This window comes from Micromonospora echinofusca, assembly GCF_017614955.1.
Classification (GTDB): Bacteria; Actinomycetota; Actinomycetes; order Mycobacteriales; family Micromonosporaceae; genus Micromonospora; species Micromonospora echinofusca_A.
Genome location: NZ_WVUH01000374.1, coordinates 1 through 6,514 on the forward strand (window position 1 = coordinate 1; position 6,514 = coordinate 6,514).

7 protein-coding genes are annotated in these 6,514 nt (G+C 72.8%); 3 read left to right on the forward strand and 4 right to left on the reverse strand.

Translation table 11 applies throughout. The features are described 5' to 3' along the window. Window positions 1-630: bifunctional 4-hydroxy-2-oxoglutarate aldolase/2-dehydro-3-deoxy-phosphogluconate aldolase (gene eda, locus GSF22_RS28720; protein WP_208816952.1), on the reverse strand; the 630-nt coding region annotated here is incomplete at its 3' end. A 53-nt stretch (window positions 631-683) separates the two neighbouring features. Here eda and GSF22_RS28725 point away from each other — a divergent pair. Both GSF22_RS28725 and GSF22_RS28730 read left to right on the forward strand, forming a co-directional pair. Further along, window positions 684-1,460, forward strand: coding sequence for an IclR family transcriptional regulator (locus GSF22_RS28725; protein WP_208816953.1), 777 nt, complete (start codon window positions 684-686; stop codon window positions 1,458-1,460). A gap of 162 nt (window positions 1,461-1,622) precedes the next feature. After that, window positions 1,623-2,750: a GH12 family glycosyl hydrolase domain-containing protein gene (locus GSF22_RS28730; protein WP_208816955.1), complete on the forward strand. Its 1,128-nt coding sequence runs from the start codon at window positions 1,623-1,625 to the stop codon at window positions 2,748-2,750. A 62-nt stretch (window positions 2,751-2,812) separates the two neighbouring features. On the opposite strand, the gene GSF22_RS28735 is transcribed toward GSF22_RS28730, so the two are convergent. Both GSF22_RS28735 and GSF22_RS28740 read right to left on the reverse strand, forming a co-directional pair. Beyond that, window positions 2,813-3,760: a hypothetical protein gene (locus GSF22_RS28735; protein ID WP_208816957.1), complete on the reverse strand. Its 948-nt coding sequence runs from the start codon at window positions 3,758-3,760 to the stop codon at window positions 2,813-2,815. A gap of 79 nt (window positions 3,761-3,839) precedes the next feature. Next, window positions 3,840-4,622, reverse strand: coding sequence for an aldo/keto reductase (locus tag GSF22_RS28740; protein WP_244454309.1), 783 nt, complete (start codon window positions 4,620-4,622; stop codon window positions 3,840-3,842). A gap of 66 nt (window positions 4,623-4,688) precedes the next feature. On the opposite strand from GSF22_RS28740, the gene GSF22_RS28745 reads away from it, so the two are divergent. Continuing rightward, window positions 4,689-5,762 carry a DNA polymerase ligase N-terminal domain-containing protein gene (locus GSF22_RS28745; RefSeq protein WP_208816959.1) on the forward strand — a complete coding sequence of 358 codons (1,074 nt, stop codon included), beginning with the start codon at window positions 4,689-4,691 and terminating at the stop codon, window positions 5,760-5,762. 70 nt (window positions 5,763-5,832) lie between these two features. Here the strand turns inward: GSF22_RS28745 and GSF22_RS28750 are convergent. Beyond that, window positions 5,833-6,514, reverse strand: a 682-nt coding sequence (locus GSF22_RS28750) for a pectate lyase (RefSeq protein ID WP_208816961.1), incomplete at its 5' end; no start/stop codon positions are given.

Genomic DNA, 6,514 nt, shown 5'->3' on the forward strand with positions numbered 1-6,514 from the left:
GGCGGCGGTACGGCGGGTGACCTCGTCCCAGTTGCCGGCGGCGAGCAGGGTGGGGGCGACCATCCAGGTCCCGCCGACGGCGAGCACGGCCGGGTGGGCGAGGTAGTCGGCGAGGTTGGCGGTGCTGACCCCGCCGGTCGGGATGAACCGCACCGAGCGGAACGGTGCGGCCAGCGCGGCGACCATGGGCAGCCCGCCGAGTTGCTCGGCGGGGAAGAACTTGACGGTGTCGAGCCCGGCGTCGAGGGCCATCTGGATCTCGGTGGGGGTGGCGGTACCGGGGAAGACCGGGACACCGACCTCCTGGCAGTGCCGGACCACCCGGGGCGAGAAGCCGGGGCAGACCACGAACCGTGCTCCGGCGGCGACGGCCCGGTCGACCTGCTCGGGGGTGAGCACGGTACCGGCGCCGACCAGCAGTTCGGGCCGTTCCGCCAGGACCCGGACGGCCGCCTCGGCGGCGGTGGTGCGGAACGTCACCTCGACCGAGGTGAGCCCGCCGGCGAGCAGGGCGGTGCCGAGCGGCGCGGCCGAGCGGGCGTCGTCGAGCACCACGACGGGCAGGATCCGGGCCGCGCCGATCTGGTCGACAACGGAGACAGGATGTTCAGCATCTTGAACGGTAGTCACATACGTGACCTTAGCTGGGGGGCGGGCGCTGTCAATCCCGCTAGAGTGACGCCATGACGACGGGTGAGGCGTTCCAGCCGGTGAAGTCGGCCGGCCGCGCGCTGGACGTGCTGGAGGCGCTGGCCGCCGCGCCCTCGGGGCGCTCGCTGGTCGAGCTGGCCCGGGCCCTGGAGATCCCGAAGAGCAGCCTGCACGGCATCCTGCGGACGATGACCCAGCGCGGCTGGGTGGAGGCGGACCCGACCGGCAGCCGGTTCTCGCTCGGTGTTCGGGCCCTCCAGGTGGGCGCGGCCTACCTGGAGGCCGACGACACCACCGGCCTGCTCGGTGGGGTGCTCGACCAGCTCTCGGCGCGTTTCGGGGAGACCGTGCACCTGGGCCGGCTGGACGGCGCGCACATCGTCTACCTGGCCAAACGCGAGTCGGTCCACCCGCTGCGGCTGTACAGCGCGATCGGGCGGCAACTCCCGGCACACGCCACCGCCCTGGGCAAGGCCCTGCTCGCCGAGCGCCCCGACGAGGTGGTGGACCGGATGCTGCACTGGCCGCTGCCGGCCCTGACCGCACGGACCGTCACCGATCCGGCGCAGCTGCACGCCGAGTTGGCCACCATCCGCTCCCAGGGGTACGCGGTGGACCGCGAGGAGAACACCGAGGGCATCGTCTGTTTCGCGGTGGTCGTACCCCTGGTCGAGCCGGCGGTGGACGCGATCAGCCTGTCCATCCCGGTGGCCCGGCTCTCGGCGGGGACCCAGGAGCGGGTGGTGGCCGCGCTCCGGGAGGCCGCCGGCCAGGTCCGGGCCGCCCGGGCACTGCTCTCCGCGAGCTGAATGCGGTACGCCGTTCAGGATGATGAACAGGTCACGGAAAATTACTTAACCGGTACAGTTGCGCCGACGTCAATGACATGTAAATGTGTCGCCATGAGCCTGGGAGCGCTCCCGGCTCTACCTCCACCTGCTCAGGGCCCATCCCCCGACCCGAGGAGCACCATGAGACGTCCCATCCGTGCCATCGCGGCAGCCGGTCTGCTCGTCGCCGGCTCGCTGGTCGCCGTCGCGTTCGGCGGCAACGCGTCGGCCGACACCCAGATCTGCGACCAGTACGGCTCGACCACGATCCAGAGCCGGTACGTGGTGCAGAACAACCGCTGGGGCACCACCGCCACCCAGTGCATCAACGTGACCAGTACCGGCTTCTCGATCACCCGCCAGGACGGCGTGTCGCCGACCAACGGCGCCCCGGTGTCGTACCCGTCGGTCTTCGCCGGCTGCCACTACACCAACTGCTCCCCCGGCACCAACCTGCCCATGCAGGTCAGCCAGATCAGCAGCGCGACCAGCGCGATCAGCTACAACTACGTGAGCGGGGCGACCTACAACGCCTCGTACGACATCTGGCTCGACCCGACCCCGAAGACCAACGGGGTGAACCAGATGGAGATCATGATCTGGCTCAACCGGCAGGGCTCGATCCAGCCCATCGGCTCCCGGGTCGGCAGCACCAACCTGGTCGGCCGCAGCTGGGAGGTCTGGCAGGGCAGCAACGGCTCCAACAACGTGATCTCCTACGTGGCGCCGTCCCCGATCAGCAGCCTCAACTTCAGCGTGCTCGACTTCGTCAACGACGTACGCAACCGGGGCGCCATCACGAACTCGTGGTACCTGACCAGCATCCAGGCCGGCTTCGAGCCGTGGCAGGGCGGCGTCGGGCTCGGCGTCAACTCGTTCTCCGCCTCGGTCAACGGCGGCGGCAACCCGACCACCCCGCCGCCGACCACCACCCCGCCGCCGACCGGCACGTCCTGCACCGTGGCGTACGCCGCGACGTCGATCTGGAACAACGGTTTCACCGCCGAGGTGCGGATCACCAACACCGGCGCCAGCACCGTCAACGGTTGGACGCTCACCTACAACCTGCCCAGCGGGCAGCAGATCACCGGCGCCTGGAGCGCCACGGTCAACCAGAGCGGTTCGGCGGTGACCGCCCGCAACGTCGACTACAACGGCACCATCAGCCCCGGCGGCACGGTCAGCTTCGGCTACCAGGCGAGCCTGAGCGGCAGCCACACGGCGCCGAGCGGCTTCGCCCTCAACGGGGTCGCCTGCGCCCGGGCCTGACCCGGTCCAGCGGTAGATCTTGGTGGCGAAGGGACCCTGGAGGGGCAGGTTGCCACCAAGATCTACCCGGCCCGTCGGTCGGCCTGGCGGCTGGCGTACCGGGCGAGCAGGGCGGGCAGCCGGTCGGCGAAGTCCGTCGGGAAGGCGTGCCCCAGCCCGGGTACCCGGTCCAGGGCACAGTCCAGGCCGGCGGCCCGCAGCTCGACGACCGAGGTGAGGGCGTCGTCGCGTACCTCGTCGTCGGCGTCGCCGAGCAGGACCCGCCCGGTCAGCCCACGGCGGACCGCCGGACCGGTGACGTCGGCCCCGAACTGCCCCGGCCGCAGGGCCGGCCCCACCACGAGGAACGCCACCGCCGGGCCGGTCAGCGCCCAGTGCACCGCCTGCCGGCCCCCGGCGGAGAACCCGGCGGCGACCAGCGGCAGCCCGGAGACGTCGACGCTGTCCAGGGCAGCCGCGATGTCGCGTACCCCGGTCCGCTGGTCCGGCCAGGAACGGTAGGTCGGCGTGCTGCGCTGGGTGGAGGTGACCGCGACCAGCAGCCAGCCGGCGTCCACCGCCGCCGCCCAGCACCGGGCCGCGTCCGCCGCCTCCTCGCCGGCCCCGTGCAGCGCGACCAGCACCCCGACCGGGGTACCGGCCGGGCGGCGGACCACCGGCGGCACGGGCCGTCCGGTCGCCGCCGACGCGCGCCGGTGCGACACCTCGACCAGCCGGTCGAACCCGTCGAGGGTCCGCAGCCCGGCCAGGTCGTCGTCGGCCACCAGCAGCCGCCGGTCCCACCACGCCCCCGCGTCCAGCGCCGCGGTCAGCTCGGCCAGCGCCTCCGCCGGCCGACCGGCCAGCGCCAGCAGGCAGGCCGCCGCGTGCGCCAGGTCGGCCCGCCACCCGGCCAGTCCGGGTACGGCAGCGCGGGCCAGCTCGGCGCCCTCGACGTACCGCCCCGCCCGGTGGTGGGCGAACACCTGCTCCTCGACGGCCCGGTAACGGGCCCGGTCGTCCCCGGTCACCCGTCGATCAGATCAGGCCGGTCAACTGGAATAGCGACGCGGTCACGCACCGGGGACAGGGCCGCCGACCGGCCCGGGATCAGCCGGCGAGCGCGTCGATTTCGGCGAGTTCGTCGGCGGGGAGCGCGAACCCGAAGACGTCGAAGTTGCTGGCGATCCGGTCCGGGGTGACCGACTTCGGGATGACCACGAAGCCGTGCTCGACATGCCAGCGGAGCACCACCTGCGCCGGGGTGACCCCGTGCGCCCCGGCGATCCGGGTCAGCACCGGGTCGGTCAGGTCGGTGGTCTTGAACGGGCTGTACCCCTCCAGCACCACGCCGCGCTCCCGGTGCTCGGCGGCCCGCTGCGGGTCGTACAACGCCGGACCCCACCGGATCTGGTTGACCGCCGGGGTCTCCCCGGTGGCGTCGGTCAGCTCGTCGAGCTGCCCCGTGGAGTAGTTGCTGACCCCGACCGCCCGGGTCAGCCCGGCGTCCCGGAGGGCGAGGAACTCCCGCCACACCTCGACGCTCTCCCCGGCCGAGGGCGGCCAGTGGATCAGCCACAGGTCGACGTACGGGGTGTCCAGCGCGGTCAGGCTCGCCTGGAGCGTCTCGCGTTCCCGGCCCGCCCGGTCGGGCGGCAGTTTGGTGGTGACGAAGATGTCCTCCCGGGGTACCCCGCTGTCCCGGACGGCCCGGCCCACCTCGGCCTCGTTGCCGTACATGGTGGCGGTGTCGAGGTGCCGGTACCCGACGTCCAGGGCGGTCCGGACCGCGTCGTACCCGGCCCGGCCGGTCGCCTGCCAGGTGCCGAAGCCGACCAGCGGCATCCGGGTACCGCCGGACAGCTCCACGGCGGGTTGCGCGACGTTCGTCATGTCGACCCTGGTACCCGGTGACCGGACCACCATGCACGCCGGCCGGACCTGCCGGAGAATGCGGCCATGGGTGACCGGCTGCGGGAGTACCGGCGGAAGCGGGACGCCGCCCGGACCCCGGAACCGGTTCCGACGGGTACCCGCCGCCGGGGCCGGGACCGGGACCGGTTCGTGATCCAGCAGCACCACGCCCGCCGGCTGCACTGGGACCTGCGGTTGGAACGCGACGGGGTGCTGGCCTCCTGGGCGGTGCCCCGGGGGTTGCCCCGGGACCCGGGCCGCAACCACCTGGCGGTGCACACCGAGGACCACCCGCTGGAGTACCTGGACTTCGCCGGGGAGATCCCGGCCGGCGAGTACGGCGGCGGCCGGATGACCATCCACGACCGGGGCACCTACACCTGCGAGAAGTGGCGCGACGACGAGGTGGTGGTGACCCTGGCCGGCGAGCGGACCAGTGGCCGGTACGTGCTGTTCGCCACCGGGGACCGGGACTGGATGGTCCGCCGGCTGGACCCGGCCCCGCCCGGTTGGTGCAGCATGCCCGAGTTGGTCCGGCCGATGCATCCGGTGCCGGCGGGGAAACTGCCGGCCGACGACGACCGGTGGGGGTACGAGCTGCGCTGGGACGGGGTCCGGGCGGTCGGCTACCTCTCGGGCGGTCGGCTACGCCTGCTCGACGACGCCGACGAGGAGATCACCTCGGCGTACCCGCAGCTCCGGGCGCTGGCCGAGGAGTTGGCGCCGGCCGAGATGGTGCTGGACGGGGTGCTGGTCGAGGTGGACGCCGCCGGCCGGGTACGCCCGGTCCGGCCGCCGGACGGCGGGCGGCGGCGGGGCACCCGCTCCGCGCGGCGCGGGCCGGACGACCCGGGCGTGCAGTACCTGATCTTCGACCTGCTCTGGCTGGAGGGGGTGACCAGCCTGGACCTGACCTACGCGCAGCGCCGGGAACTGCTCGACGGGTTGGCCCTGGCCGGGCCGCACTGGCAGACGCCCCCGCACTTCACCGGCGGGGGCGGGTACGCCCTGGCGACCAGCCGGGAGCAGGGGCTGCCCGGAATCGTGGCGAAGCGGCTGGACAGCCGGTACACGCCGGGCGAGCGCAGCCGACAGTGGTTGCGCATCGACGCGGGCTGAGCCGGCCCGAACCGACGCCGGCCTCGGGAACCACGGGTCCCGGGGCCGGCGTCGGTGGTGGTGGCTCCGGTCAGCGGTAGGTGATGTCGGAGGGCGAGTAGAAACAGTTGACGCCGTCGGCGCCCTCGCCGATCAGGGTCGGCTCGCTGCCCTTGGGCACGCCCTTGTACTTCAGGCAGATCGAGGTCTCCCGGTTCGGGTCGTTCAGGATGGTGATCCGGCTGAACCGGGCGGTGTCGCCCCAGTTGGTGTTGATGCCGGCCAGCGCGTCCATGCCGGTGGCGGTGACGTTGTCGATGACCACGTGCCGCTGGTACGACGTGGAGCAGTTGCCGCACGCCCGGTAGAGCTTGCCGGAGTTCTCCACCCGGAAGTTCCGGATGTAGACCGTGCCCGGGCCGTTGTGCTGGAAGACCTTGTCCGACCCGGCGCGGGCGCCACCGCCGTCCACGGTGTACGTGGTGCCGCCACGGAAGGTGGCGGCGTCCTCGCCGATGTCCTCCCACCACACGTTGATCAGGGTGCAGTTGCCCTCGCAGTGCACGCCGTCACCGGCCGGTGCGCCGAGGATCACGTTGCGCAGGGTCGCTCCGGGGGCCAGTACGAACATCGGGTCCTGGCTCTCGCCCTGCCCGCCGTCGCCGATGCCGTAGTACCGCTTCAAGCCACCGTCGAGCCCGCTGGCCGGCACCTGGATGGTGGCGTCCACCTTGACCTGCCCGGTCGGGGTCGGCCAGTTGGCCGGCGGGGGC